We start from the raw sequence: 24,650 nt of genomic DNA, 5'->3' as shown, positions 1-24,650 counted from the left end.
GCCCTCTCCGGCTGTGCCGGCCGGACCGGGCGGCTATCCGAACCGGTCAGCCAGCTTGGTCAGCCTGGTGACGTACGCCGGCCAGTCATAGTCGTCAGGGATGTTGGTGCTCTCCCGCCGCAGGCCGATCGCGGCGTCGTGCTGCTCCCGCATGATGTCGGCGTGACCGGCGTGACGAGCGAGGTCACAGGTCACGTGAATGATGATCCGTTGCAGCGTCACGTCCTGTCCACCGGGCCGCCACCACGGCACCTGCCCCGGCGCGTCAAGCGGTAGCTGTTCGATCGTCTGATCGGCGAACTCGCCGACGCGGCGGTACAGGTCGATCAGCCCATCCTTCGTCTCCTCCTCCCGCGCGTACCAGTCCGCCTGCGGGTCCTCCTCGAGCACCTGCTCGGGAACCAGTTCCTCAGGGGTCGGGAATTCGCGCCCGAAGGTGGGCCCGAAGTAGCCGGCTTCGACATTGAGGCAGTGCTTGAGAACGCCCAGCAGGTTGTTGCCGGTCGCGGTGCGGGGCATTCTGGCTTCGCGTTCGCTCAGCCCGTCGAGCTTCCAGATCAGGTCTTCGCGGGTCGCCCGGAGGTAGTGGTGCAGCGCAGCCTTCGCATCGCCCAGGTCAGCCATGCCCGCCAGTCTTCCTCATGGTCCGAGCCATCGTGCGCCGGCCAGCACGCCCGCACCTGCCGTCGGTCGCGGCTGGGACGACAACCCGGGTGCGGGTGTGGACCGTACTCGTGTTGACTTTGCCGGTGGATCGTCAACGGCTCAGCAGCATCGCGCACTCGCGGCACCCCATCGCGGCCCCGATCTTCGGTGTCAACGTCAACCGGCTCCTGCGCCGAGCTGGCCGCCAACCGACGGCTCGCATCCTCGACCTCGGCTGCGGAGAGGGATCCTGGGCGCTGCAGGCCCTCGCTCACTACCCTGACGGGCACGCGGACGGCGTGGACGTCAGCCCGTACGCCCTCGAACGCGCCGCCGGCGCCGCCGAGGCGCGCGGCCTCGCCGACCGGCTCACCCTGCACGAGCGCGACGCCCGGACGTACGTGCCGGACGGCGACTACGACCTGGTGCTGTGCGTCGGGTCGACACACGCGTTCGGCGGCTTCGGCGGGACGCTGGAGCTGGCCGGTCGGCATGTGAACGCCGACGGCATCCTCATGGTCGGTGAGGGGTTCTGGCAGGTCCCGCCGACTCCGGAGGCACTCGCGGCACTCGATGCGAAGCCGGAGGAGTTCACCGACCTCGCCGGCCTGGTCGACGCCGCCGAACAGGCCGGCTGGACCCCGGTGTACGCCCATGTCAGCGACGCCGCCGAGTGGGACGACTACGAGTGGTCGTGGATCGGCTCGCTCACCGAGTGGGCGCTGGACAACCCCGGCCACCCGGACGCCGCCGAGGCGGTCACCGTCGCCCGGGAGCACCGCGACCAGTGGTTGCGCGGCTACCGCAACGTTCTGGGCTTCGTGACGCTGGTGCTCCGCCGTAGCTAATTGTGGTGCGGCGATGATCTTCACGTGGCCATACTGGTGACCATGAAGCTTGCTGAGGCTCTTGCGCTGCGCGCGGATGCGGCGCGTCGCGCCGAACAACTCCGTGCCCGCATCGCCGCCAGCGCCCGCTACCAGGAGGGTGAGGCGCCCGCTGAGGACGCCGCCGCTCTCCTGGTGGAGGCGGGCAAGGTGCTCGGTGAGCTGGAGATCCTGATCCGGCGGATCAATCGCACCAACGCCGCCACGGTGGTGGAGGGTGCGACCCTCACCGATGCGCTCGCACGCCGCGACGTGCTCCGCCTGCGGCACAACGTCGTCACTTCTGCCGCCGACGCCGCCGCCGGGGAAGGCCAGCGGGGATATCGGCAGTTGCGGTCGGAGCTGAAGATGGTCCCGGCGCTTCCGGTGGCGGAACTGCGCCGCCAGGCCGACGACCTCGGCCGGCAAATTCGCGAAGTCGACACGCTGATTCAGCGGACGAACTGGGAGGTCGACCTGCTGGACTGAGGTTGCGGAGCAGGTAGCCGACGTGGAGGCGTGCACGAACCCGAGAGCCGGCGGGCAATCCGGCTCCCTCCTGGCGCGCCGCGGGCAGGCGCAGGGGTTCGACTCCCCGGCACACAACGCACGCCCAGCACAGCACACAGGTGACGGCGCACAGGGCACGGCACACTACCGGGTGCAGATCCACGACGGTGAGGGTGGGACAGGGGCCTTCCGCAACCCGTATCACGGCTCATCGGCAGGCGTCCGCCACTCGTTGGTGGTCGCCGGGATCGAGGCGGTCTGCTCCGGCGCCCGATCTCTGCGAAAGAGTGAGCACAGCCGGCGCGGATGGTGTCAGGATCTCGGCATGTCTGGTCGGGCACTGAGCTTCGGGGCGGTGGCGGAGGCGTACGAACGGTTCCGGCCGGGATATCCCGTGGAACTTTTCGACATGGTGATGACGTACGCGGGCCGGCCCGTCCGGACCGCCCTGGAGATCGGCGCCGGGACCGGGAAGGCCACCCGTCTGTTCGCGGGACGAGGGGTCATGGTGACCGCCACCGAGCCGGACGCGGCCATGCTCGCCGAGCTGCGCAGGCACCTGCCGGCCGGCGTCAGGACCGTGCAGGCCGCGTTCGAGGATCTGCAACCCGGTGAGAGCTACGAATTGGTCTATGCGGCGGCGGCGCTGCACTGGACGGACCCGCGGGATCGGTGGTCCCGCATGGCCGCGCTCGTGGAGCCGGGTGGCGTCTTCGCCTCGTTCGGGGGGCCGATCCAGCTTGCCGACCCGGCGGTGGAGGAAGCCGTTCGCGCGGCCCGCGCGCCGTTCCTGGAGAGCGACGAGGTGCCGTCTCCGGACGGGACGCCTGCGGGACACGCCATGCAGTGGCCGGGCACGGAGCTCCTACGGTCCGAGTGGTTCGGCGACGTCCAGCAGTCCGTGGTGGAGCGACGCGTGACGATGACCGCCCGGGACTACGTCGGCCATCTCTCGACCGTCTCGGCCTACCTCCTGTTGCCGATCCCGGTGCAGGAGGAGGTGTACCGCCGGATCCTTCAGGTCCTGCCCCAGACGGTCGAGATCGCCGCCGACCTCACCGTGCATCTCGCGCGGCGCCGCGCGAGATAGTGGCTGGGTGGACGACGGGAGGAGTCTCGCCGAACGTGCCGGGCACCGCTACCGGCCAGCCCTCCACCGATGAGCTTTCCCGGTGCGGACCGTCCAACAACCATGACCTCGTTTCGCATGAGCGACACCGAACCGCAGACCGCAGCCGGAAAGGTCCTGTGGCACTTCACCATGTCCCTGGACGGCTTCGTGGCGGGACCGGACCACGAGATGGACTGGATGACCGGGATCTCGGCCCGGCCCGGCCTGGTCGGCGAGTACGTCGCGACCACGGGCGCCGTGCTGGGCGGCCGGGACGGCTGGGACGCCGCGCCTGGCAGCCGCCCCTACGGCGGCTCCTGGAAGGGCCCGGTCTTCATCCTCACCCACCACCCGGAGGACGCCGAGCCCGCCGAGGGGATCACGTTCCTCGACTGTGACCCGGCCGACGCCGTGCGGATCGGGCTGGAAGCGGCCAACGGCAGGAACCTCGAGGTGTTCTCACCGACCATCGGCCGCCAGCTCCTCGCCTTGAACCTGATCGACGAGATCGACCTGCACATCGCGCCGGTCCTGCTGGGCGACGGCATCCGGCTGTATGACAACCCCGGCGGTGCGCCGATCCGTCTCCACCGCCTCAGCGGAGGCGATCCCACGTCGGTGGTGAACGTGCGATACCGGCCCGCGGCGAAGGCCCCGCCGGGTGATTGAAACCGCAGCGGTCAGGAGACCGCAGCCTTCACCAGCGCGACGACCTTCTTCTCCACCGCGGGGCTCCACTTCTGGAGCGCGTACGCCACCGGCCACAGATCCCCGTCGTCGAGGTTGGCCGTGTCCTGGAAGCCCAGAGTCGAGTACCGGTAGTTGAACTTGCCCGAGTCCTGGAAGAAGACGACGATCTTGCCGTCGGCGTTCGCGTAGGCGGGCATCCCGTACCAGGTCTTCGGCGACAGCTCCGGGGCGGCAGCGGTGACCGTCGCGTGCACGCGCTCGGCGAGCGCGCGATCGTGCGGCGCCATCTGCGCGATCCGGTCGAGAAGCGCCTGCAGGTCGTCGGCCTTCTTGGCGCCCTTCTTACCCTCGGCGCGCAGCTCGGCGGCGCGCTCCTTCATCGCGGCGCGCTCCTCGGCGCTGAAGCCGTCGGACACGGTCGTGGCGTTCTTCGCGGACATTCTCGGACTTCCGTTCCCTGGTCGAGACTCGGCCTCGGGCCGACGGTCAGGAAAAGGCTAGGCCCGGCGGCACAGCGGGCGCTTCTCGATTCCTGATCGGTTCACCGGCCCGGACGCGGGACCCGGTAGGGCGCTGGTCACGTGCGCCACTCGCGTGCCAGGAGGCCGTACACCACGAGATCACGCCGCCCGTCGGGGAAGGCCGCCGCCTCCCGCAGGACGCCCTCCTGCGTGAACCCCAGCCGCTCGGCGAGCGATCGGTGGCGGCGACCCGCAACTCTTCCCGGACCAAGCCGCTCCTCGTCGGCGCCGGGTGACCCGGCGCCGACGAGGGAGGGTCAGGCCGGCTCGTCGGCCGGTGCGGCGTCCGCGGCGGGGCGCTGCGCCGGCACGTCGACGGTACGGCGGGGGCCGGTGAACCACTTCCGGGCCGAGGCGTACCACCAGAGCGCCACGCCGAGCAGCACCCCGCCTATAGCGAGCGGGGCGTAGTTCACGGCCGTCCAGGTGAAGTCCGCGTTGCCGGGCACGCCGGCCGGCACGATCGGCAGCACGAAGTAGACGGAGATGACCGCGATCTCGATCACCGCAACCCAGCCGAGCAGCTTGTACCTCCGGCCCAGCGTCCACGGGCCGGGGACGAACCGGTCCCCCATCCGCAGCCGCAGGAAGATCGGGATGAGGAAGGACAGGTACAGCCCGATCACCGCGACCGAGACCACCGCGTAGAAGGCGACCGGCACGCCGGCCTTCTGGTAGAGCGCAGGCAGGGTGAGCACCAGACCGGCCAGGGTGGCCGCGATGATCGCGTTGACCGGGGTGCCGTTGCGGTTCACCCGCGACCAGAGCCGCCAGCCCGGCACCGCGCGGTCCCGGCTGAACGCGTACGCCATCCGCGACATCGAGGTCACGCAGCTCATCCCGCAGAAGAACTGGCCGATGGTGGAGATGATGATGACGGCCTTGAAGAAGAACGGGGTCAGCGCCGACTCGAAGATGGCCCCGGAGAAGCCGCCCGCGGAGTTGATCGCGTCCACGTCGGTGGCCGCGAAGAGGAAGGCGAGCAGCAGGATCCAGCCGCCGACCGCGGAATAGAAGATCGACCGCCAGAGGCCCTGGGCGGCGGCCTTCGAGGCCCCCCGGGTCTCCTCGGAGACGTGCGCGCAGGCGTCGAAGCCGGTGATCGTGTACTGGGTGAGCAGGAAGCCCAGCGGCAGCACGTAGAACCAGAAGGTGAGCCCGCCGGTGTCGCCGTCGCCGAAGCCGGAGTTGTTGAACCGCTCGGTGAAGACGAACTTGAAGCTCTGGTGGTCGTCGGGGACCAGCAGCAGGATGAGCACCACCGCGGCGGCTCCGGCCACGTGCCACCAGACCGAGACGTTCTGGAGGACGTCGATGATGTGGTGCCCGTAGATGTTGATCAGCCCGTGCAGGGCGAGGATCACCACGAACAGCCCGAAGGTCTGGTGCGCCGTGCCGGCCCAACCGTCGAAGAGCGCCGAGAAGGTGAGGTTGAGGAAGGTGGCGCAGCCGTAGTCGACCGAGGCGGTCACCGCCACCAGGCCGATCAGGTTGAGCCAGCCGGTGAACCAGCCGTGCACCGGCCGGCCCATGGTGGCGGCCCACCAGTAGATCCCACCGGCGGTCGGGTAGGCCGAGACCAGTTCGGCCATGCAGAAGCCGATGATCAGGATGAACATCGAGATCAGCGGCCAGCCCCAGGAGATGGCGACCGGGCCGCCGTTGTTCCACGCCTGGCCGAAGGTGGTGAAACAGCCGGCCAGGATCGAGATGATCGAGAACGAGATGGCGAAGTTGGAGAAGCCGCTCCACTTGCGGTGCAGCTCCTGTTTGTAGCCGAGCTCGGCGAGCCGTCGGGCGTCGTCGTCCATCGGTTGCTCGGCGGTCGGCGCGGGCGTCGTGGCCACTGCACACCTCCTCGAGGTGGTTCCCCGGTGCGAGTGGGCAAAGTGTGATCCCGCCGATCAAGGCGGTCAATACGGCAGCCGTGGGAATCTCACAGCCGGCACGGCTAATTGCGTTGCCGCCCGGGACCGTTCCGGGGCATCCTTGAGCCCGTGACCAGGCCCGATCGCGACGGGCCACCACCGGGCGCTCGGCAACGCCCGGCCCGCGGCGGCGCGCGGCGTCCACCTCTCTCTCACTGAAGTACGGCGGTTCGCCGTACCCCCGGACGCCCGCGCCGCCGCTCCTACCTCCCGAGAGTGCGCACCAGGCCCGGCGCGGCGACGTCGACCGGCCCGGCGTACCCGCGCCGCGCGGCCGCGACCGCCTCCGCCGGGTCGGTCCCGGGCCAGAGGTGGGTGAGCAGGACCCGCCGCGCCCCGGCGGCGTCGGCGTACCGGCCCACCTCGGCGGCGCTGGACAGGTTGCCGAGGTGCCGGTCCGGGATCCCCACCGGATACGTCGCCTCGGCGATCAGCAGGTCGGCGTCCCGGGCCAGCTCGACCAGGTCCGGGCTGGGTCCGGTGTCCCCGGTGTAGGCCAGTACGGCGTCCGGACCGGTGAACCGGGCGCCGAGGTTCGGCACCCAGTGCGGCAGCGACCAGGTGTCCACCCGGAACGGCCCGAGGTCGAAGGCTTCTCCCGGCGCGAGGGCGGACAACCGGTACGCCCCGTCGACCAGGCCCGGCTCGTCGATGCCGAGCAGGCGGTCCAGGGCACCGGCGGGCGCGTACACGGGCAGCGGCGGGCCGGCCCGGTCGGCGAGCACCCGGGCCCGCAGCAGCGGTTGGAGGTCGGCGCAGTGGTCCGGGTGGCCGTGACTGACGTACACCGCGTCCACCCGCGCCGCCGGGACGCGCGCCAGCAGCGGTTGCAAGGTCGCGTACCCGGGGTCGATCAGCAGCCGGAAGCCCGCGTGTTCGACCAGGAAGCCGGAGCAGGACTGCTCGGCGGTGGGCCAGGCGCCGAGCCCACCGAGGACGGTGATCCGCACAGGTGCGACCCTAACCGCCGGAATCGGCGAACGGCGCCCCGATCCGGTCAGGCGAACAGCAGCCCGGCCACCCAGAGCACGGCGATGACCAGCCCGGCCAGGAACTCGACAAGCATGGACAGCCCGGCCGCCTTGAGCGCCTGCACGGTGGCCGGCCAGGCCAGCTGGTTGCTGCCCAGCCGCAGCCGTTCCGCGCCCCAGATCCCGCCGACGAAGCCGATCGGCAGGCCGACCACCGGGATGACGAAGAAGCCGACCAGGCCGAGCAGCCCGCCGGCCAGCAGCGACGAGGTGGGCACGCCGGTCCGTTTCAGGTTCCGCCCCGGCCAGAGGTACTTGACGACGACGCCGCCGACGGCGACCACGGTGGCGGCGGCCAGCACCGCCCAGCGGCCCGGCCCGGCGTCGCCGAAGAGCGCCCACACCAGCACCCCGCCCCAGCACAGCGGCAACGCCGGCAGGCCGGGGACCACCACCCCGGCCAGCCCGGCAAGGATGGCCAGCGCGGCCACCACCGACACCACCGCCTGCGAATCGCCCAGGCTCACCGCGTCTCCTCCCCGGCCACACGGACCTGCGCCTGCCCCGCGCGCTGCTCGGGAAGGCGCGACGTGGACCCGTGGGGTCCCTCCTTACCCTCCAGCCGGCGGCGGATGCCGGCCGCGGGCATCGGGGGACCGAACCAGCGCCCCTGCCCGGTGTCGCAGCGCAGCGACCGCAGCCGCTCGGCCTGCTCCTCGGTCTCCACCGCCTCGGCGGTCACCCACAGCTCCAGGGCGTGTGCCAGCCGGACCAGCGCGTCCACGATCCGCTCGTCGCGGTGGTCGGCGACCACGTCCGCGCCGTCGCCCCGGATCCCCTCGACGAACGGGCCGGCCAGTTTGAGGCAGTGGATCGGCAGCCGCCGCAGGTACGCCAGGTTCGAGTAGCCGGTGCCGAAGTCGTCGATGGCCAGCCGGATCCCGAGGTCGGCGAGCTGGTGCAGGGCGCGCAGCGGCTCCCCGGCGGTGCCCATCACGGCGCTCTCGGTCAGCTCCAGTTGCAGCAGCTCGGCGGGGAGCCCGGCGTGCTGCAGCGCCTCGGCCACGGTCTCCACGATGCCCGGGTCGTCGGCCTGCCGGGCGGCCAGGTTGACGTTGACCATGAGCCGCGCCTCCGGGTACGCCCGCCGCCAGCCCTCGGCGTCGCGGCACGCCTGCCGGAGCACCCAGGCGCCCAGCCGGACGATCAGGCCGGTCTCCTCGGCCAGCCCGATGAACCGGTCCGGCCCGATCAGCCCCAGCTCCGGATGCTGCCAGCGGACCAGCGCCTCCACCGCCACCATGGCGCCGTCGACCAGCGAGACGATCGGCTGGTAGTGCAGCACGAACTCGCCCCGGTCCAGCGCGGCGGGCAGGTTGGCGGCCAGCGCCGACCGGGCGATGTCGGCGGCGCTGCGCTCCGGGTCGTAGACGGCCCAGCGGCCCCGCCCCTCGGCCTTGGCCCAGTAGAGGGTGGTGTCGGCGGCCTTCATCAGCTCGGAGACGCTGGTCTCGGCGGCCGGGCACTCCACGATGCCGATGCTCGCCGACACGGCCAGCTGCTGGTCGCCGACGTGCACCGGGGCGGAGACGGCGGCCAGCGCCAGCTCGGCCACCTCGACGGCGTCGTCGAGGCCGCCGTCGGAGTCGACAAGGATGACGAACTCGTCGCCGCCCATCCGGGCGACCAGGTGGCCGCGGCCCGACACGCAGTCGGCCAGCCGGCGGCCGATCACCTTGAGCAGCCGGTCGCCCAGGTCGTGGCCGAGGCTGTCGTTGATCGCCTTGAAGCCGTCCAGGTCGATGAAGCAGAGCCCGACCCGCTGCTCCGCCTCGGCGGTGTCGAAGACCTGGCCGAGTGTCTCGAAGAAGAGCGTCCGGTTGGGCAGGCCGGTGAGCGGGTCGTGCAGCGCCTGGAAGCGCAGCCGCTGCTGGAGCTGGTAGCGCTCGGTGATGTCCTCGATCATCGCCACGGTGAACCGGGGGCGGCCGTCGTCGTGGCGGATCAGCGAGACGGCGAGGTCGGTCCAGACGACGCTGCCGTCCTTGCGGTAGTAGCGCTTCTCCACCCGGGCGCTGTCCCGCTTGCCCTCGACCAGCTCCTGGTACAGCTCCCACATGCCGGCGGCGTCGTCGGGGTGGAACAGCCCGTCGACGGTCAGCTCCCGCAGCTCGTCGACCGTGTAGCCGAGCATGTCCGCGAAGGACTGGTTGACCTCGATGATCCGCCCGTCCACGCCGGCGATGCCGATGCCGATCGCGGCACCGGTGAAGACCGCCCGGAATCGCGCCTCGCTGTCCCGCAGCGCCTGCTCCACCTCGTCCCGGGCCTGCCAGGCCGAGCGGGCGATGCGCTCCTGCTGGCTGAACACCCGGTCGCGCAGCGCCCGGCCGAAGCCGGCCGCGAACGCGCCCTGCATGGCGGCGATCCGCTCCCGCACCTCCGGCAGCTCCACGTGGGCGGGCAGCACCCACGACAGGAAGCGGTCGCCGAGCGCCCGCACCGACCAGTCGAGCACCCCGGGCTCGGTGAGGTGCGCCTCGACCAGGGCCCGCCCGACGTCCTCCGCCGGCTGGGCGGAGAACGTCGGGGCGAGCAGCGCCCGGCCGAGCCGGACGGTGTGCACGAGCAGCAGCCGCTCGGTCTCGGCTGCGCTCAGCGGCACGAACCCGATGCGCCGCACCGCCCGGGCCCACTCGGCGGCGTACGCCGCGGCGCCCGGTCGGCTGAAGTCGCCCCCGTCGGGGTCCGGGGCGCGCATGTCGGCTCAGCCGGCTGTGCGGTCGTGCCGGGCGACGCCGCCGAACGCCCCGAACCGCTCGGGGTGCTCGTCCACGTCGGACGGCGAGTCGGGCCGCCAGAGCGGCATGTGCACGACGCCCGGGTCGAGCAGGGTCCAGTCGCCGAAGTAGCCGGTGATCTCGGCCCGGGAGCGCAGTGTGATCTCGGTGGCGGTGCGCGCCGACAGCCGCTGCGCGTCGAGCATCTCCTGCGGCTGGTCCTCGAAGGTGGAGTGCGAGATGACCAGGAAGCTGCCGGGGGCCGCGGCGGCCCGCAGGGTCGCCAGGATGTCGCCCGGCCGGTCCTCGTCGGGGATGAAGTGGACCACCCCGGCGAGCAGGATGCCGACGGGGCGGTCGAAGTCGATGAGCCCGCTGGCGCGGGCCTGGTCGAGGATCAGCTTCGGCTCGCGCAGGTCGGCCAGGATCGCGGTGGCCCGGTCGTTGCCGGCGAGCAGCTCCCGGCTGTGCGCCACGGCGACCGGGTCGATGTCGACGTAGACGATCCGGGCCTGCGGGTCGGCCGCCTGGGCCACCTCGTGCACGTTGCCGACCGTGGGAATCCCCGAACCGATGTCGAGGAACTGGTCGATGCCGGCGTCGAGCAGCACCCGGACGGCCCGGCGCAGGAACTCCCGCCCGGAGCGCATGGTGGCCGCCAGGTTCGGCGTCATGGCGGCGATCTGCTCGGCGAGCTGCCGGTCGATCTCGAAGTTGTGCGCGCCGCCGAGGAAGTAGTCGTAGACCCGGGCCGCGCTGGGCCGACTCAGGTCGATCTCGGCGGGAAGTCCGTCCGGCGTCTGCATCGCTCGGTCCCCCAGGTCGTCGCCGCGCGGGCAGCCCGGCGACCGGGCCGACCCGCGGCATGGTGTGGTCCACACCACTCTAGGCGGGCACGCCCAGGAACGGGAGATCCACTCTCGACCGTGGGCCCGCCCGCCGTCAGCCGGCGGACTCCAGCAGCAGCGAGATGCCCTGCCCGACGCCGATGCACATGGTGGCCAGGGCCCGCCGGCCGCCCCGGCGGCGCAGCTCCAGCGCGGCGGTGAGGGCCAGCCGGGCGCCGCTGGCACCGAGCGGGTGGCCCAGGGCGATCGCCCCGCCGTTCGGGTTGACGTGCTCGGCGTCCTCGGGCAGCCCCAGCTCGCGCAGCACCGCCACCGACTGGGCGGCGAACGCCTCGTTCAGCTCGATCACGTCGAGGTCGGCCAGGCCGAGGCCCTGCCGGTCGAGCAGCTTGCGGGTGGCCGGGACCGGCCCGATGCCCATGATCCGCGGCGGCACGCCGGCCGCCGCCGCCCCGCTCACCCGGGCCAGCGGGGTGAGGCCGTAGCGCTCGACGGCCGCCGCGGAGGCGACCAGCAGGGCCACCGCGCCGTCGTTGACGCCGGAGGAGTTGCCGGCGGTCACCGTGCCGCCCTCGCGGAACGGGGTGGGCAGCGCGGCCAGCTTCTCCAGCGAGGTCTCCCGGGGGTGCTCGTCGACCTCGACCAGCTTGGTCTCCCGCTTGCCGGCCGGCACGGTCACCGGCACGATCTCCTCGGCCAGCCGCCCGTCGGCCTGCGCCTTGGCGGCCCGCTGCTGGGAGCGGAACGCGAACTCGTCCTGCGCGGCGCGCTCGACGCCGAAGTCCGCGGCGACGTTCTCCGCCGTCTCCGGCATCGAGTCGATGCCCCACTGCTTCTTCATCAGCGGGTTCACCAGCCGCCAGCCGATGGTGGTGTCGTAGACCTCGGCGGTGCGGGCGAACGGGGTGGCCGCCTTCGGCATCACGAAGGGCGCCCGGCTCATGCTCTCCACGCCGCCGGCGACCATGAGGTCGGCCTCCCCGGCCACGACGGCGCGGGCGGCGGTGGCGAGGGCGTCCAGGCCGGAGCCGCAGAGCCGGTTGACCGTGCTGCCCGGCACCTCCTCCGGCAGCCCGCCGAGCAGCGCCGCCATCCGGGCCACGTTGCGGTTGTCCTCGCCGGCCTGGTTGGCGCAGCCCAGGATCACGTCGTCGGTGCGGGCCCAGTCCACCGAGGGGTGGCGGGCGACCAGCTCGCGGATCACGTGCGCGGCCAGGTCGTCGGGACGGACCCCGGCGAGGGCGCCGGCGTACCGGCCGATCGGGGTGCGGACACCGGCCACGAGGTATGCGACGGTCATCGGCGCTCAGTCCTTCGGGGGTGGACGGGGGTGGTGGCGGGTCGCCCACCGGATCACGGGGACGCCCGGCGCCAGGATATCCAGGGCCGGAACGGATAGGTTGGCCGCATGGCCCGGGCCCAGTTCAGCGCAGAAAACGCCGGCGGCGGCGCGTTCGTCCGCCAGCCCAACCGGTTCACCGGTCGGGTCACCCCGCACTCCACCTCCCCGGAGGGCGGCGGGCCCGACGACCAGGGCCGCTGGCCGCTGGAGGCGGGCCGCTACCGGCTCATCTGGTGCCGGGCCTGCCCGTGGGCGCACCGGGCCCGGATCGTGCGCGGCCTCCTCGGGCTGGACGAGGTGATCTCGCTGGGCACCGTCGACCCGATCCGGGACGAGCGGGGCTGGCGGTTCAGCCTCGACCAGGACGGCTTCGACCCGGTGCTCGGCATCGGGTACCTCAGCGACGCGTACCTGGCCACCGACCCCGACTACACCGGCCGGGTGACCGTGCCGGCGCTGGTCGACACGCTGACCGGCCGGGTGGTCACCAACGACTACCCGCAGCTCACCCTCGACTTCTCCACCGAGTGGCGGCGGTTCCACAAGCCGGGCGCGCCGGACCTCTACCCGGTCGAGCTGCGGCCGGAGCTGGACGCGCTGATGGCGGAGATCCACCGGGACGTCAACAACGGCGTCTACCGGTGCGGCTTCGCCACCTCCCAGGAGGCCTACGACGAGGCGTACACGGCGCTGTTCGCCCGGCTGGACGCGCTGTCGGAGCGGCTGGCCGGGCGCCGCTACCTCATGGGCGAGCAGATCACCGAAGCCGACGTGCGGCTGTTCACCACGCTGGTCCGCTTCGACGTGGCGTACCACGGGCACTTCAAGTGCAACCGGCAGAAGCTCACCGAGATGCCGGTGCTCTGGGCGTACGCCCGGGACCTGTTCCAGACCCCGGGCTTCGGCGAGACGGTCGACTTCGACCACATCAAGCGGCACTACTACGCCACCCACGAGATGATCAATCCGACCCGCATCGTGCCGCTCGGTCCGGATCTGTCCGGCTGGACCACGCCGCACGGGCGTGGCTGACCCCGGCGTCCTCCGGGCCGCCGCCGCGTCCGCCGCCGCCGGCTGCGTCGTGGCCGGGGTGGTCGCCGTGACGGTCGCCGTGGTCGCCGGTCCCGGCCCGGGCCTGACCGGGTACGTCAGCGAGGCCGGCGTCACCGACAGCGGGTACGCCGGGGCGTACCGGATCGGGGTCTTCGCCCTGGCGGCGGCCCTGCTGCTGCTCGCCGCGGCGCTGCCCCCGGCGCTGTGGGCGGCGGCCGGGCTGCTCGTGGCCGGCGCGGCCGGCACGGCGCTGTCCGGGGCGGTGACCTGCTCCACCGGCTGCCCGCTGCCGCCGTTCGAGGCCGCCACGGTGGCCGACCTGGTGCACGGCGGCGCGAGCATCGCGGCCACCGCCGCGGTTGTCTTCGCCATGCTGGCGCTGCTCGCGACCCCGGCGGCGGGCCGGGCGCTGCGCCGGGTCGCGGCGGCCGGCGCGGCCCTCGCGCTGCCGCTGTCCGGGGCGGTCGGGCTGGCCATGCTGCTGGTCGGGCGCGGCGGCGTGGTCGGGGTGCTGGAGCGGCTGCTGCTCGCCGTGGCCGCCGGGTGGGGGCTGGCCACCGCCGCGGTGCTGGGCCTGGCGCACCGGCGGGCGATCGTGACGAACGGATCAGCGGGACGTGAACGCCGCCTGTAAGGATCGTCACCCCTGCCGCTCCTTCCACCTGGGAGCCGGCTGGGAGTAGCGTCGGCAGGCGATGACCAATGTCTGGCACCTCACCGTGCGCCTGTACGTCGACCTCCGACGGCAGGCCAGCGGCATCTGTCCGGCGCAGCCGCTCTCCTGACGCTGCCCCGTTCACCCGCCACCAGACCTTGGACAGATCCCCATGGCTTCCGCCCTGCGCAAGATCCCCTTTTCCGTGCAGATCCTGCTCGGCCTCGTTCTCGGCGTGGCGCTCGGCTTCCTCGCCCGCGCCAACGACCTCGCCTGGCTGACCAGCACCCTCGACACCGTCGGCGGCCTCTTCGTCCAGCTGCTCAAGCTGGCCGTGCCGCCGCTGGTCTTCACCGCCATCGTGGTCAGCGTGGTCAGCCTGCGCGGCGTGGCCAACGCCGCCCGGCTGGCGCTCAAGACGCTGCTCTGGTTCGGCATCACCGCCCTGATCTCGGTGGGCATCGGCATCGGCCTCGGCCTGCTCACCAACCCGGGCAAGGGCGTCACCCTCGACCTGGCCGGCGCCACCGCGCCGAAGCGGACCGGCTCCTGGACCGACTTCCTCACCGGCATCGTGCCCACCAACCCGGTCGGCGCGTTCGTCGAGGGCAACGTCCTCCAGATCGTCTTCCTCGCCCTGGTGATCGGTGCCGCCGCGCTGCTCATCGGCGAGGCCGCCGAGCCGTTCGTGACCCTCAACCGCTCGGTGCTGGCCATCGTGCAGAAGGCGCTCTGGTGGGTCATCCGGCTCGCCCCGATCGGCACCCTCGGCCTCATCGGCAACGCCGTCGCCTCGTACGGCTGGGACCTGCTGGCCCCGCTCGCGAAGTTCACCACCGCGGTCTACGTCGGCTGCGCGCTCGTGCTGTTCGTGGTCTACCCGATGGTGCTGATCGCCGCCGGCCGGCTCAACCCGCTGCGCTTCTTCGCCGGCGCCTGGCCCGCCATCGAGCTGGCCTTCGTGTCCCGCTCCTCGGTGGGCACCATGCCGGTGACCCAGCGCTCGGTCGAGCGCCTCGGCGTCCCCCGCGAGTACGCCTCCTTCGCCGTGCCGTTCGGCGCCACCACGAAGATGGACGGCTGCGCCGCCATCTACCCGGCCCTCGCCGCGATCTTCGTGGCGCAGGTCTTCGGGGTGCACCTTGGCGTCACCGACTACCTGCTGATCGCCTTCGTCTCGGTGGTCGGCTCGGCCGCCACCGCCGGCCTGACCGGCGCGATCGTCATGCTCACCCTGACCCTCAGCACGCTGGGCCTGCCGCTGGCCGGCGCCGGCCTGCTGCTGGCCATCGACCCGATCCTCGACATGATCCGCACGGCCACCAACGTGGCCGGCCAGGCCCTGGTGCCGACCGTCGTGGCCGCCCGCGAGGGCACCCTGGACCGGACCGCGTACGACTCGGCCGGCAAGCGCGACCTGGTCGACGCCCCGGAGAGTGAGCAGCTCACGCCGGTAGCCGCCTGAGCACACCGTTTCCCCGGGGGGAGGGCTTCGGCCCTCCCCCCGCCGCGTTGAAGGATGACCCTATGAGTGCCCTGTTCACCCCGCTCACCCTGCGCGGCGTCACCCTGCCCAACCGGGTGGCGCTCGCCCCCATGTGCCAGTACAGCGCCGGGCCGGACGGCCTGCCCACCGACTGGCACCGCGTCCACCTCGGCTCCCGCGCGGTCGGCGGCGCCGGGCTGATCCTCACCGAGGCGACCGCCGTGGTGCCCGAGGGCCGGATCAGCCCGCAGGACACCGGCCTCTGGTCCGACGCGCACGTCGAGGCGTGGCGGCCGATCACCGCGTTCATCGCCGCCCAGGGTTCGGTGCCGGCCGTGCAGCTCGCGCACGCCGGGTTCAAGGCGTCCACGTACCGGCCGTGGGCCGAGCACAAGGGCGGCGTGCCGGACGCCGAGGGCGGCTGGACCCCGGTCAGCCCCGGCGCCGAGCCGTTCGTGCCCGACTACCGCACCCCGACCGCGCTGGACGCGGCCGGCATCGCCGGGGTGGTCGAGGCGTTCGGCACCGCCGCCCGCCGGGCCCTCGACGCCGGCTTCGCCGCCGTGGAGATCCACGCGGCGCACGGCTACCTGCTGCACGAGTTCCTCTCCCCGCTCACCAACCACCGCACCGACGGCTACGGCGGCGACCGCGCCGGCCGGATGCGCCTGACCCTGGAGGTGGCCCGCGCGGTCCGCGCCGCGGTCGGCGAGGCCGTGCCGGTGCTCACCCGGATCTCCGCCACCGACTGGGTGGACGGCGGCTGGACCGTCGAGGACAGCGTGGTGCTCGCGGGCGAGCTGGCCGCCGCCGGCGTGGACCTCGTGGATGCCTCCTCCGGCGGCGCCGCCGCCCGGGCGAGCATCCCGCTGGGCCCCGGCTACCAGGTGCCCCTCGCCGCGCGGATCCGCCGCGAGGCGGGCGTGCCGACCGGCGCCGTCGGCCTGATCGTCGAGCCCGAGCAGGCCGAGCAGATCGTCGCGAACGGCGAGGCCGACCTGGTCCTGTTGGGCCGCGAACTCCTCCGCGACCCGTACTGGCCCCACCGAGCCGCCGCCAAACTGACCAACACCCCGGCCTGGCCCAACCAGTACACCCGCGCCTTCTAACCCCTCCCGCCGTCCCGCGCCGCCCGCTCCCCGCGTTGATCATGAAGTTAGCGGCAGAATCCGTCCGATTTGTCGCCGCTAACTTCATGATCACCGGGGTGGGGGCCGCGGGCGCCAGGGAAGGGGCAGGCCGCGGTCAGCCGGCCAGGTGGCCCCAGTGGGACTCCAGGTCCTGCCACGGGCCCTGCGCCGCCACCGTGCCGTCGATCAGGACCACCACGTGGTCCGCGCGCACCAGCGCCGCCCGCTTGGCGGTCGAGCCGACCACCGTCACCCCGTGCTCGCGCAGCGCCGCCCAGAGCGCCAGCTCCGTCGTGACGTCCAGCGCGGACGAGACGTCGTCGGCGACCAGCAGTTCGGTACGCGGCGCGAGCGCCCGGGCCAGCGCCAGCCGCTGGAGCTGCCCGCCGGAGAGCCGGGTGCCCTTGTGGCCGATGAGCAGCCCGAGCCCGCCCCCGGCGGCCGCCAGGTCGTGGTCGAGCTGGGCGGTCGACACCGCGCCGGCGGCGTCCACCTGGTGCCCGAGCGCGATGTTGTCCGCCACCGTGCCGGAGAGCACCCGGGGCAGCTGCCCCACGTAGCCGACCTGGTTGGGGCGGAGGAACAGCTCCGGCTCGGTGACCGGCTCGCCGTTCCAGCGCAGCGTGCCGGTGTGGTGCACGATCCCGGCGAGGGCCCGCAGCAGCGACGACTTCCCCGCGCCGACCGGCCCGACCACCAGCACGAGCTGCCCGCGGTCGACGGTCAGGTCGACGTCGCGGACGGCGAGGGTGCCGTCGGAGTGCAGCGCGCCGAAGCCGGTCAGCTCCAGCCGGCGCAGGGGGTGCCGCGGCGGCGGTTCCGGCGCCGGGGCGGTGCCGGCGGCCAGGTCCAGCCCGGGCACCGCCGCCGAGTAGGTGGCCACCCCGCTCATCGCGACGGTCCGCCTGGTCCAGACGCGCGCCGACGGGTAGTGCGAGACCAGCGACGCGGTGGTCCAGGCGAACCAGCGGGCCGCGCCGAGGGTCGAGACGGCGACCAGGGTGGCCCCGGCGGAGAGCCCACCGGTCAGGTAGAGCGCCCAGGCCCCGATCGGCAGCAGGCCGCTGGCGATCGACGGGGTGGACCGGGCCCACACCTGCATGGCGATCTCCCGGCGCTGCCGGTCGCTGCGCACGGTGTCCAGCTTCGCGAGGTGGTGCAGCACCGGGCGGGTGGCGCCGGCGAGCTTCACCGTGCGGGCGGCGGAGAGCGAGGACACCAGGGCGGTGGCGAAGGCGGCGCGGGCCTTGACGGTGCCGCCGGCCGTGCGTTCCAGCCGCGGCCCGAACAGGGTGGCCGCCAGCCCGGAGACCACCATGGTCCCGACGAAGAACAGCGCGGGTACGAAGCTGCCGGTCACCAGCGTCATGGTGATCACGATGGCCAGCGAGATGAACTGGTCCATCAGGTTGTCGGCGAGCTGCACCACCCGGTCGGTGTCGCCGCCCTGGGCCACCACCTCGGCCGGGGTGTGCCCGCTGACCCGGCGGGCCCCGGTCTGCCCGTGCACCAGCCGCGCGCTGATCCGCAGCATCTGCCGGATCCACCACTGCGGGAACCAGAGGTTGGTCAGGTACGGCAGCGGCAGCACCACCAGCAGCGCGGCGACGATGCCCAGCGCCGGCAGCCACGGGTCGCCCCCGCCGACCACCTCGGCCCAGAGCCAGGGCAGCACCGAGCCGTCCAGCCCGAGCAGGGTCATCACGATGAACACGCAGATGGAGACCAGCCCGTACCTCGGGTCGTTGGTGCCGAGCCGCAGGATCTCCCGCAGGGTCCGCGCGCGCGGTGGGGCGGGCAGCGGCGGCGGGTCGGCGCGCGGCACCGCGACCTGGCGCGGCGCGGTGGCCGGGACCGCGCTGTCGGACGGCTCGTCGGGCCACCCGTCGGGGCCGTCCAGCAGTTCCACCCCGCCGCGGCGGGCGCCGGCGCCCGCGTAGACGCTGGCGTGGCTGGTGGCCAGCAGCTCGGCGAAGCGGGCGGACTCGCGCAGCGGGCCGGCCTCCAGCACCGCGCCGTCGGCCATCACCACGACCTCGTCGCAGCGGCGCACCGAGGAGAGCCGGTGCGCGATGACGATGCCGATCCGGTCGGTGAGGAGCCGTTCGGTGGCCTGTCGTACGCGGTTCTCGGTGACCGGGTCGAGCCGGGCGGTGGCCTCGTCGAGGATCACCACGTGCGGGTCCCGGACCAGGATGCGGGCGAACGCGACGAGCTGCTCCTGCCCCGCGGAGAGCACGTGCCCGCCCTCGCCGAGCCGGGTGTGCACCCCGTCGGGCAGTTCGGCGATCCAGCCGGCCAGCCCGAGCTCCCCCAGTGCCCGGGTGGCGTCGTCGAGCAGGTCGGGGTCGAAGAGCGCGACGTTCTCGGCGAGGGTGCCGGCCAGGATCTCGGTGCGCTGGGGCACCACGGCGATCCACCGGCGCAGCGCCTCGATGTCCAGGTCGACCAGGTCGGTGTCGCCCAGGAAGACGGTGCCAGATGGCACGTCCACGGCCCGGGTGAGCACCTTGGCCAGCGTCGACTTGCCGGATCCGGTCCGGCCGACCAGGGCGTAGGACCGGCCCCGGGCGAACGAGAGCGTGACGTCGCGCAGCGCCGGGCCGCGATCCTCGCCGGTGGCGGGATAGCGGAAGGTGAGCCCACGGACGGTCAGGTCCCCGTCGACCGGGGCGGCGCCGCCGGTCGGCTCCTGCCGGGAGTCGGCGAGCAGTTGCACCCGCGCCCACGCGCCGAGCGCCTGTTGCAGGTGCGGCACCCAGCGGGCGATGTGCTCGACCGTCGCGCCGAAGGCCAGGGCCAGCAGCCAGATCGCGGTGAGCCGGGCCGCGTCCACCCGGCCCGTGGCCAGCGCCCAGGCTCCGGCCAGGACCACGGCGGCGATGCCGACCCGGACGCCGCCGGCGGCCAGCGCCGTGACCCGGGCGGACAGCCGGAAGACCCGGCCGCCCCGGGCGATCACCTCGGCGGCGCGCCGGGCGTAGAGGCGCAGCACGTACGGGCGGGCCAGGCTGGTGCGCACGTCGTCCTGGCCGTGCACCGCCTCCTCCATGACGGCGGCCAGGTCGGACCAGGCCTCCTCCTCCACCATCCGGGCCGGGGCGATCCGGGCGGTGGGCCGGCGCAGCACCACGCCGAGCAGCGCGGTGAGCAGGATCATCCCGACGCCGGCCGGCCACCAGACGACCAGCGCGCTGACCGTGGCGAGCAGGCAGACGGCGACGCCCTGCACGAGCCGTACGCCGGTGTTCCGCATCTCGGCGGCGACCTGGTAGACGTCGTTGTCGATGCGGTCGAGCAGCTCGCCGACCGGGGTGGTCTCCAGGGTGGGCAGGTCCTGCCCGAGCGCGACCCGGCAGAGCCGGCGGCGGACGTCGGCGGACCAGTCGGCGGTGAGGCCGGCCATCAGCAGGCCGATGAGCAGGTCGGTGACGACGGCGGCGACCAGCGCCACGGCCAGCACCGTGAACCAGCCGGGCGAGCGGTGCACCAGCACGGGCCCGGCCAGCGCGGAGGCGGCGGCCTGGCCGCCCGCGCCGAGCAGGATGAGCAGCAGGACGACCGCCATCCGACGCGGTGCGGTGGCCCAGAGGTCGCGGAGCAGGCGCATGGACAGTCCTCCGGACTCGGGTCGGTGGGGGCGGTACCCCCAGCCTTCACCCGGCCGGCCCTGCCGCTCAAACGATTTACCGCCGCGGCGTCACGTCTGGGCGACCCGGCGGACGATGCCGAGCAGCGCCTCCTGCACGTCCTCGATGGGCCGCTCGGGCTGGAAGACCAGCCAGTCCACGGCCACCACCAGCCCGACGCCGAACAGCGCCGAGCTGGCCGTGCGCACGTCCAGGTCGGCGGGGAGATCGCCGCTGGCCACCCCGGCGCGCACGGTCTCGGCGATCACCTCGATGGCCTCGCCGCGCAGCAGCCGCAGGGTCTGCTGCCACTCCCGGTTGGTCCGCCACATCTCCGAGAGCAGGAGCTGGGCGAAGGCCCGGTAGCGGCGGATGTAGTCCAGCTCGGCGCGGACCAGCGCGGCGAGCGCCTCGCGTGGCGGCAGCCCGGCGACGGCGGCCCGGAACTCGGCGGTGAGCAGGCCGATGCCGTGCCGCAGCAGCTCCTCGAAGAGGACCGTCTTGGACTCGAAGTTGTAGTAGACGGTCCCCTTCGCCACCCCGGCCCGGGTCGCGATGTCGTCGACCGTGGTGGCCGAGAAGCCCTGCTCGGCGATGAGCTCCACCGCCGCCACGAAGAGGCGCTGGCGCGTGTCCTCCCGCCGGCGGGTCCGTCCGTCCGTCACCCGCCCATCCTCACATGGTCAGCTCGGGGTGCAGTTTGGCCGGGGTGAGCCGGCGGGACCGGCGGGCCGCGCCGACGGTGAGCGCCAGGGCGCCCGCACCGAACGCGAGCAGCACCAGCGCGCCGGTGACCACCGGCCCGGCCGGACCGCCGTTGATCGTGTGCCGCAGGCCGCCCACCACGTACGTCATGGGGAGCCACGGGTGGATGGCCTGGAAGAAGCCGGGCGAGGTCTGCACCGGGTAGGTGCCGCCGGAGGAGGTGAGCTGGAGCATGAGCAGGGCCAGCGCGGCGAGCCGGCCGGCCGGGCCGAGCGCCACGCCGAGCAGCTGCATGATCGCGGTGAACGCCAGCGAGGTGAGCGCGAGCAGCCCGAAGGTCGCCGGCCCGTGCCGCGGGTCGAGGCCCAGCGCCAGGGTGACCACGGTGTAGAGCACCGCGACCTGGGCCAGCCCGATCCCCGCGGCGGGCAGCCAGCCGGCGAGTACGACCCGCCAGCCGGGCGCGCCGGACATCACGTGCCGCCGGTTCACCGGCCGCAGCAGCATGTACGTGATCATCGCGCCGACCCAGAGCGCCAGGGCCAGGAAGTAGGGGGCGAAGCCGACGCCGTACGAGCCGGCCGGGTGGTCGGAGTGGCGGATCAGCCCGACCGGGTCGCCGAGGATGTCGGCGCGGCTGCCCGCGTCGTCGTACCCGGGCAGTTTCTTCTCCCCGGCGGCGAGCCCGTCGGCGAGGTCGCCGGCGCCGCCCTCCAGCTTGGTCAGCCCGTCGGCGAGGCGGTTGCTGCCGGTGCTGAGCTGGGCCAGGCCGCCGTCGAGCTGCCGGGCGCCGGTGGCGAGCCGGTAGAGGCCGCCGCGGAGCTGGTCGGCGCCGTCGGCGGCGCCGCCGACCCCGTCGCGCAGCTTGGCGCTGCCCTGGGCCAGGGTGGTGAGCCCGCCGGCCAGCTGGTCGACCTTGGCCCGGGCCGAGGCCACGTCGTCGGCCAGGTGCGGCGCGGCGGCGGCCACCTCCCGGGCGGTCTTCGCGACCTCGGTCATCTGCTTCTTCAGCGCGGCGAGGTCGGTCTTGTCCAGCGCGGCGACCATGGCCCGGGCCGCGGTGACCGCCTGGTCGGCGGCCTTGCGAGCGGCGACCAGGTTCGGGTCGTCGGCCAGCTCCGGGTGCTCCTTCACCAGCGCGTCGAGCCGGTCGCGCACCTTCTCCGCCTGGCCGACCACCTCGTCGGCCCGGGCCGGCAGCGCGTCGAGGCCGTCGGCGAGCGCCTGCGCGCCCTCGGCGACCAGCGTGGCGGCCCGCTGGATGTCCCCGGCGTTCCTGCGGAGCAGCGGCTCGTATTTGTCCGCGGCGGCGTCGACCTGCTTCGCGGCGGCGCGGGTCTCGGTGGCCGCCCGGTTGGCGCCGTCGGCGATCTGCGCGGCCCCGGTGTAGAGCTGGTCCAGGCCGGTGGCGAGCTTGGTCGCGCCCTGCACGGAGGTGGTGAGCCCGCCGGCGAGCTGCCCGGCGCCGTCCTCGGCGGTGCCCAGCCCGTCGGCGAGCTGGCCGGCGCCCTGCTGCGAGGTGTCGAGCCCGTCGTGGATCTTCCCGGCGCCGTCGGCGGCGCGGCCGGTCTCGGCCTTGGCGTCGGTGAAGCCGATGAGCATCTTGTCGAAGTAGGAGGCGGCGGTGCTCTCGGCGGCCGCGGCCCGGATCTCGCTGAAGGCGGAGCGGGCGAGCAGCCCGGAGAGGTAGTTGGTGGCGTCGTCGTTGACCACCTTCAGCTCGCCCCGGCGGGCCGGCCGGTCGGGTTCGGGGCTGGCGGTCAGGGTGGCGGAGAAGTCCGCCGGGATGGAGAAGACCAGGTGGTAGCGGCCGTCGCGGAGCCCCTCGGTGGCGTCTTCCTGGTCGGTCACGGTCCAGCCGAAGACCTTCCGGTCGAGCAGTTCGTCGGTGAGGTCGCGGCCGGCGTGCACCTCGCTGCCGTCGTTCGCCTTCGCGGCCCGGTCGGCGTTGACCAGGGCCACCGGGATCCGGTCGAGGTTCCCGTACGGGTCCCAGAAGGCGTAGAGGTAGAGGGCGCCGTAGAGGAGCGGGATGACGGTGAGGACGGCGAGCGCGGCGCGCGGCAGCCGGCCCCGGGTCATCCGGCGCAGCTCGAACAGCGCGAGTCGTACGACACTCATGCGGTCACCTCGGGGGTCAGGGCCGGGCTGGGCAGGATCGGGTCGCCGATCCGGTGCGCGACGGCGGTCACGCCGGGCTGGACGGCGCGGGCGCTGGCGACCACGGCGTACCCCTGGTCGGCGAGGCGGGCCAGCGCGGCCCAGATCCAGGCCCGCTCGGGCGCGTCGGCGCCGGCGTCCACGTCGTCGGCGACGATCAGGCTCGGGCCGCTCAGGCTGGCCAGCACCAGCCCGAGCACCTGCCGCTCGACGGGGGTGAGATCGCGGCCGTACCGGTCGGGGTCGAGCGGGGCGTCGGTGAAGCCGGCGCCGTCGATCGCGGCGGCGAAGGCGTCCCGGCGGTAGGCCCGCCGGGCGCGGACGGCGGCGACCGGGACGAGCTGCCGGCGGCGGCGCGGAACCGGCCCGAGCAGCAGCAGCCGTTCCTGGATGTGCTCGGCGACGGTCAGCGTGGGGTCGGGCTCGTGCACACCGGCGACCTGCCCGAGCGCGGCCGGCCCCCGGCGGCGCAGCTCGCCGTGGGTGTGCGGGAAGCGCCCGGCCAGGGCGAGCAGCAGCGAGGTACGCCCGCTGCCCGGCGGGCCGGTGACGGCGTGCAGTTCGCCGGCCTCGGCGGTGAGGTCGACCTCGCGGTAGACCCAGCCGCGGCGGGTCCGCAGCCCGAGTCCCTTGGCCTCGACGATCTTCATCGCACCGTTCCCGACTTCTAAACTGACTGGTCAGTACAAAAACATGCCCAGCATAGCGTCGGGTGTCCGGTTCGAGGCAAGACGACGTCGCGTGATCCCGGCCATGCCGGGGCGGGTGATCAGAACAGCACGGTGGCGAGCGTGCCGACCGGGCGGAAGCCGCAGCGCTCGTAGACCCGGCGGGCGGGCAGGTTGAAGTCGTTCACGTAGAGGCTCACCGAGGGGGCGACGCGCTCCAGCGCGTCCCGCACCACGGCCGCCATGGCCGCGGTCGCGATGCCGCGACCCCGCCACTCCGGTGCGACCCAGACCCCCTGCACCTGCGCGGTGCGCCGGGTGACCACGGCCAGCTCGGCCTTGAAGACCACCCTGCCGTCCACGAACCGGGCGTAGGCCCGGCCCGCGCGGACCAGGTCACCCACCCGCCGCCGGTAGCCGCGCCCGCCGTCCTCGGCCAGCGGCGACACCCCGACCTCCTCGGTGTACATGGCCACCGCCGCCGGGAAGAGCCGGTCGACCTCACCGCCGCGCACCCGGCGCACCTCGGGGTCGGGCGCCACGGCGGGCAGCGCGTCCGTGGCCAGCAGGGGCTGGTTGGGGCGTACGTCCCGGGCCGGCCCCCAGTAGGCGGAGAGGCGGTCCCACAGCCCGAGCACCGCGTCGGCCCGGCCCACGATCGAGGAGCAGAGCCGCTCCTCGGTGCTCAACTGGTCGGCGAAGGCGGCCACCGCCGACTCCGAGGCGAGCACCGGGGTGAGGTTGCCGCCGAGCCAGCAGATGGACTCCAGGTTGCGGCGCGGGCCGTAGCCCAGGATCCGCCCCTCGGCCCGCCACCAGGCCAGCCCGCGCGCCGCCACCCGCTCGGCGACCTGCGCGCCCGCGTAGGGGTCGAGGTCGAGCAGCCGCTCAACGGCACGGCGCTCCGACTCCCCGAGTTGGCGTACCGGCACCGTGAGCACGAATACCAGCC

20 protein-coding genes and 1 pseudogene are annotated in these 24,650 nt (G+C 73.6%); 8 read left to right on the top strand and 13 right to left on the bottom strand.

All coding sequences use genetic code 11. The features are described from left to right. Positions 1-33: 33 nt before the first annotated feature. Positions 34-624 carry a DinB family protein gene (locus ACQP12_RS07425; protein ID WP_433286094.1) on the bottom strand — a complete coding sequence of 197 codons (591 nt, stop codon included), beginning with the start codon at positions 622-624 and terminating at the stop codon, positions 34-36. Between the two features lie 125 nt (positions 625-749). Between ACQP12_RS07425 and ACQP12_RS07420 the strand changes: the two genes are divergently transcribed. From ACQP12_RS07420 to ACQP12_RS07405, 4 genes are all read left to right on the top strand, one after another. After that, positions 750-1,493 carry an SAM-dependent methyltransferase gene (locus tag ACQP12_RS07420; RefSeq protein ID WP_357937274.1) on the top strand — a complete coding sequence of 248 codons (744 nt, stop codon included), beginning with the start codon at positions 750-752 and terminating at the stop codon, positions 1,491-1,493. A 42-nt stretch (positions 1,494-1,535) separates the two neighbouring features. Then, positions 1,536-2,000 carry a DIP1984 family protein gene (locus ACQP12_RS07415; protein ID WP_433289161.1) on the top strand — a complete coding sequence of 155 codons (465 nt, stop codon included), beginning with the start codon at positions 1,536-1,538 and terminating at the stop codon, positions 1,998-2,000. A 172-nt stretch (positions 2,001-2,172) separates the two neighbouring features. Beyond that, on the top strand, positions 2,173-3,111 hold the full coding sequence (locus tag ACQP12_RS07410; RefSeq protein WP_433286092.1) for a class I SAM-dependent methyltransferase: 939 nt from the start codon (positions 2,173-2,175) through the stop codon (positions 3,109-3,111). A gap of 117 nt (positions 3,112-3,228) precedes the next feature. Further along, positions 3,229-3,801, top strand: coding sequence for a dihydrofolate reductase family protein (locus ACQP12_RS07405; protein WP_433286090.1), 573 nt, complete (start codon positions 3,229-3,231; stop codon positions 3,799-3,801). Positions 3,802-3,812: 11 nt separating this feature from the next. On the opposite strand, the gene ACQP12_RS07400 is transcribed toward ACQP12_RS07405, so the two are convergent. The 7 genes from ACQP12_RS07400 to pcaF form a co-directional block, all read right to left on the bottom strand. After that, entirely contained in the window at positions 3,813-4,262 is a 450-nt protein-coding gene (locus tag ACQP12_RS07400) for an iron chaperone (protein WP_433286088.1), read from the bottom strand. A 338-nt stretch (positions 4,263-4,600) separates the two neighbouring features. After that, positions 4,601-6,190, bottom strand: a complete 1,590-nt coding sequence (locus tag ACQP12_RS07395) for an amino acid permease (RefSeq protein ID WP_433286086.1) — start codon at positions 6,188-6,190, stop codon at positions 4,601-4,603. A 284-nt stretch (positions 6,191-6,474) separates the two neighbouring features. Continuing rightward, positions 6,475-7,221, bottom strand: a complete 747-nt coding sequence (locus ACQP12_RS07390; RefSeq protein ID WP_433286084.1) for an MBL fold metallo-hydrolase — start codon at positions 7,219-7,221, stop codon at positions 6,475-6,477. A 47-nt stretch (positions 7,222-7,268) separates the two neighbouring features. Next, on the bottom strand, positions 7,269-7,769 hold the full coding sequence (locus ACQP12_RS07385) for a DUF456 domain-containing protein (RefSeq protein ID WP_433286082.1): 501 nt from the start codon (positions 7,767-7,769) through the stop codon (positions 7,269-7,271). After that, positions 7,766-10,003, bottom strand: coding sequence for a putative bifunctional diguanylate cyclase/phosphodiesterase (locus ACQP12_RS07380; RefSeq protein ID WP_433286080.1), 2,238 nt, complete (start codon positions 10,001-10,003; stop codon positions 7,766-7,768). The genes ACQP12_RS07385 and ACQP12_RS07380 overlap by 4 nt, the downstream gene beginning before the upstream one ends. Positions 10,004-10,009: 6 nt before the next feature. Further along, positions 10,010-10,828 carry an SAM-dependent methyltransferase gene (locus ACQP12_RS07375; protein WP_433286078.1) on the bottom strand — a complete coding sequence of 273 codons (819 nt, stop codon included), beginning with the start codon at positions 10,826-10,828 and terminating at the stop codon, positions 10,010-10,012. A 136-nt stretch (positions 10,829-10,964) separates the two neighbouring features. Then, positions 10,965-12,170: a 3-oxoadipyl-CoA thiolase gene (gene pcaF, locus ACQP12_RS07370; protein ID WP_357937289.1), complete on the bottom strand. Its 1,206-nt coding sequence runs from the start codon at positions 12,168-12,170 to the stop codon at positions 10,965-10,967. Positions 12,171-12,278: 108 nt separating this feature from the next. Between pcaF and ACQP12_RS07365 the strand changes: the two are divergent. The 4 genes and pseudogenes from ACQP12_RS07365 to ACQP12_RS07350 all read left to right on the top strand — a co-directional run bounded on the left by ACQP12_RS07365 (position 12,279) and on the right by ACQP12_RS07350 (position 16,515). Continuing rightward, positions 12,279-13,315, top strand: a pseudogene (locus tag ACQP12_RS07365) (glutathione S-transferase family protein). Further along, positions 13,294-13,899 (top strand): DUF998 domain-containing protein, encoded by a 606-nt coding sequence (locus ACQP12_RS07360; RefSeq protein WP_433286076.1) that lies wholly within the window; start codon positions 13,294-13,296, stop codon positions 13,897-13,899. Before ACQP12_RS07365 ends, ACQP12_RS07360 begins: the two are co-directional and overlap by 22 nt. 205 nt (positions 13,900-14,104) lie before the next feature. Then, the gene (locus ACQP12_RS07355) at positions 14,105-15,385 is read left to right on the top strand and encodes a dicarboxylate/amino acid:cation symporter (protein ID WP_433289159.1); all 1,281 of its coding nucleotides are present in this window, start codon (positions 14,105-14,107) and stop codon (positions 15,383-15,385) included. Between the two features lie 62 nt (positions 15,386-15,447). Continuing rightward, positions 15,448-16,515, top strand: coding sequence for an NADH:flavin oxidoreductase/NADH oxidase (locus tag ACQP12_RS07350; protein ID WP_433286074.1), 1,068 nt, complete (start codon positions 15,448-15,450; stop codon positions 16,513-16,515). Positions 16,516-16,651: 136 nt separating this feature from the next. Here the strand turns inward: ACQP12_RS07350 and ACQP12_RS07345 are convergent, their stop codons facing one another. From ACQP12_RS07345 to ACQP12_RS07325, 5 genes are all read right to left on the bottom strand, one after another. Beyond that, positions 16,652-20,146 carry an ATP-binding cassette domain-containing protein gene (locus tag ACQP12_RS07345; RefSeq protein WP_433286072.1) on the bottom strand — a complete coding sequence of 1,165 codons (3,495 nt, stop codon included), beginning with the start codon at positions 20,144-20,146 and terminating at the stop codon, positions 16,652-16,654. A 90-nt stretch (positions 20,147-20,236) separates the two neighbouring features. After that, entirely contained in the window at positions 20,237-20,830 is a 594-nt protein-coding gene (locus ACQP12_RS07340) for a TetR/AcrR family transcriptional regulator (RefSeq protein WP_151464701.1), read from the bottom strand. A gap of 10 nt (positions 20,831-20,840) precedes the next feature. Further along, on the bottom strand, positions 20,841-22,991 hold the full coding sequence (locus ACQP12_RS07335) for a YhgE/Pip family protein (protein WP_433286070.1): 2,151 nt from the start codon (positions 22,989-22,991) through the stop codon (positions 20,841-20,843). Then, on the bottom strand, positions 22,988-23,680 hold the full coding sequence (locus tag ACQP12_RS07330; protein ID WP_433286068.1) for an ATP-binding cassette domain-containing protein: 693 nt from the start codon (positions 23,678-23,680) through the stop codon (positions 22,988-22,990). Before ACQP12_RS07330 ends, ACQP12_RS07335 begins: the two co-directional genes overlap by 4 nt. A 119-nt stretch (positions 23,681-23,799) precedes the next feature. Next, entirely contained in the window at positions 23,800-24,639 is an 840-nt protein-coding gene (locus ACQP12_RS07325; RefSeq protein ID WP_357937324.1) for a GNAT family N-acetyltransferase, read from the bottom strand. Between the last annotated feature and the right edge of the window lie 11 nt (positions 24,640-24,650).

This window comes from Micromonospora sp. CA-244673, assembly GCF_050948395.1.
Classification (GTDB): domain Bacteria; phylum Actinomycetota; class Actinomycetes; order Mycobacteriales; family Micromonosporaceae; genus Micromonospora.
Note: the sequence above shows the minus strand (reverse complement) of the source record. Positions and strands in the feature narration are given on the sequence as shown.

What these genes read in the sequence shown, in the direction of transcription:
- ACQP12_RS07425 (WP_433286094.1), bottom strand. Translation starts at nt 624, where the DNA reads ATGGCTGACCTGGGCGATGCGAAGGCTGCGCTGCACCACTACCTCCGG.
- ACQP12_RS07415 (WP_433289161.1), top strand. Translation starts at nt 1,536, where the DNA reads ATGAAGCTTGCTGAGGCTCTTGCGCTGCGCGCGGATGCGGCGCGTCGC.
- ACQP12_RS07405 (WP_433286090.1), top strand. Translation starts at nt 3,229, where the DNA reads ATGAGCGACACCGAACCGCAGACCGCAGCCGGAAAGGTCCTGTGGCAC.
- ACQP12_RS07400 (WP_433286088.1), bottom strand. Translation starts at nt 4,262, where the DNA reads ATGTCCGCGAAGAACGCCACGACCGTGTCCGACGGCTTCAGCGCCGAG.
- ACQP12_RS07380 (WP_433286080.1), bottom strand. Translation starts at nt 10,003, where the DNA reads ATGCGCGCCCCGGACCCCGACGGGGGCGACTTCAGCCGACCGGGCGCC.
- ACQP12_RS07375 (WP_433286078.1), bottom strand. Translation starts at nt 10,828, where the DNA reads ATGCAGACGCCGGACGGACTTCCCGCCGAGATCGACCTGAGTCGGCCC.
- pcaF (WP_357937289.1), bottom strand. Translation starts at nt 12,170, where the DNA reads ATGACCGTCGCATACCTCGTGGCCGGTGTCCGCACCCCGATCGGCCGG.
- ACQP12_RS07350 (WP_433286074.1), top strand. Translation starts at nt 15,448, where the DNA reads ATGAGTGCCCTGTTCACCCCGCTCACCCTGCGCGGCGTCACCCTGCCC.
- ACQP12_RS07345 (WP_433286072.1), bottom strand. Translation starts at nt 20,146, where the DNA reads ATGCGCCTGCTCCGCGACCTCTGGGCCACCGCACCGCGTCGGATGGCG.
- ACQP12_RS07335 (WP_433286070.1), bottom strand. Translation starts at nt 22,991, where the DNA reads ATGAGTGTCGTACGACTCGCGCTGTTCGAGCTGCGCCGGATGACCCGG.
- ACQP12_RS07330 (WP_433286068.1), bottom strand. Translation starts at nt 23,680, where the DNA reads ATGAAGATCGTCGAGGCCAAGGGACTCGGGCTGCGGACCCGCCGCGGC.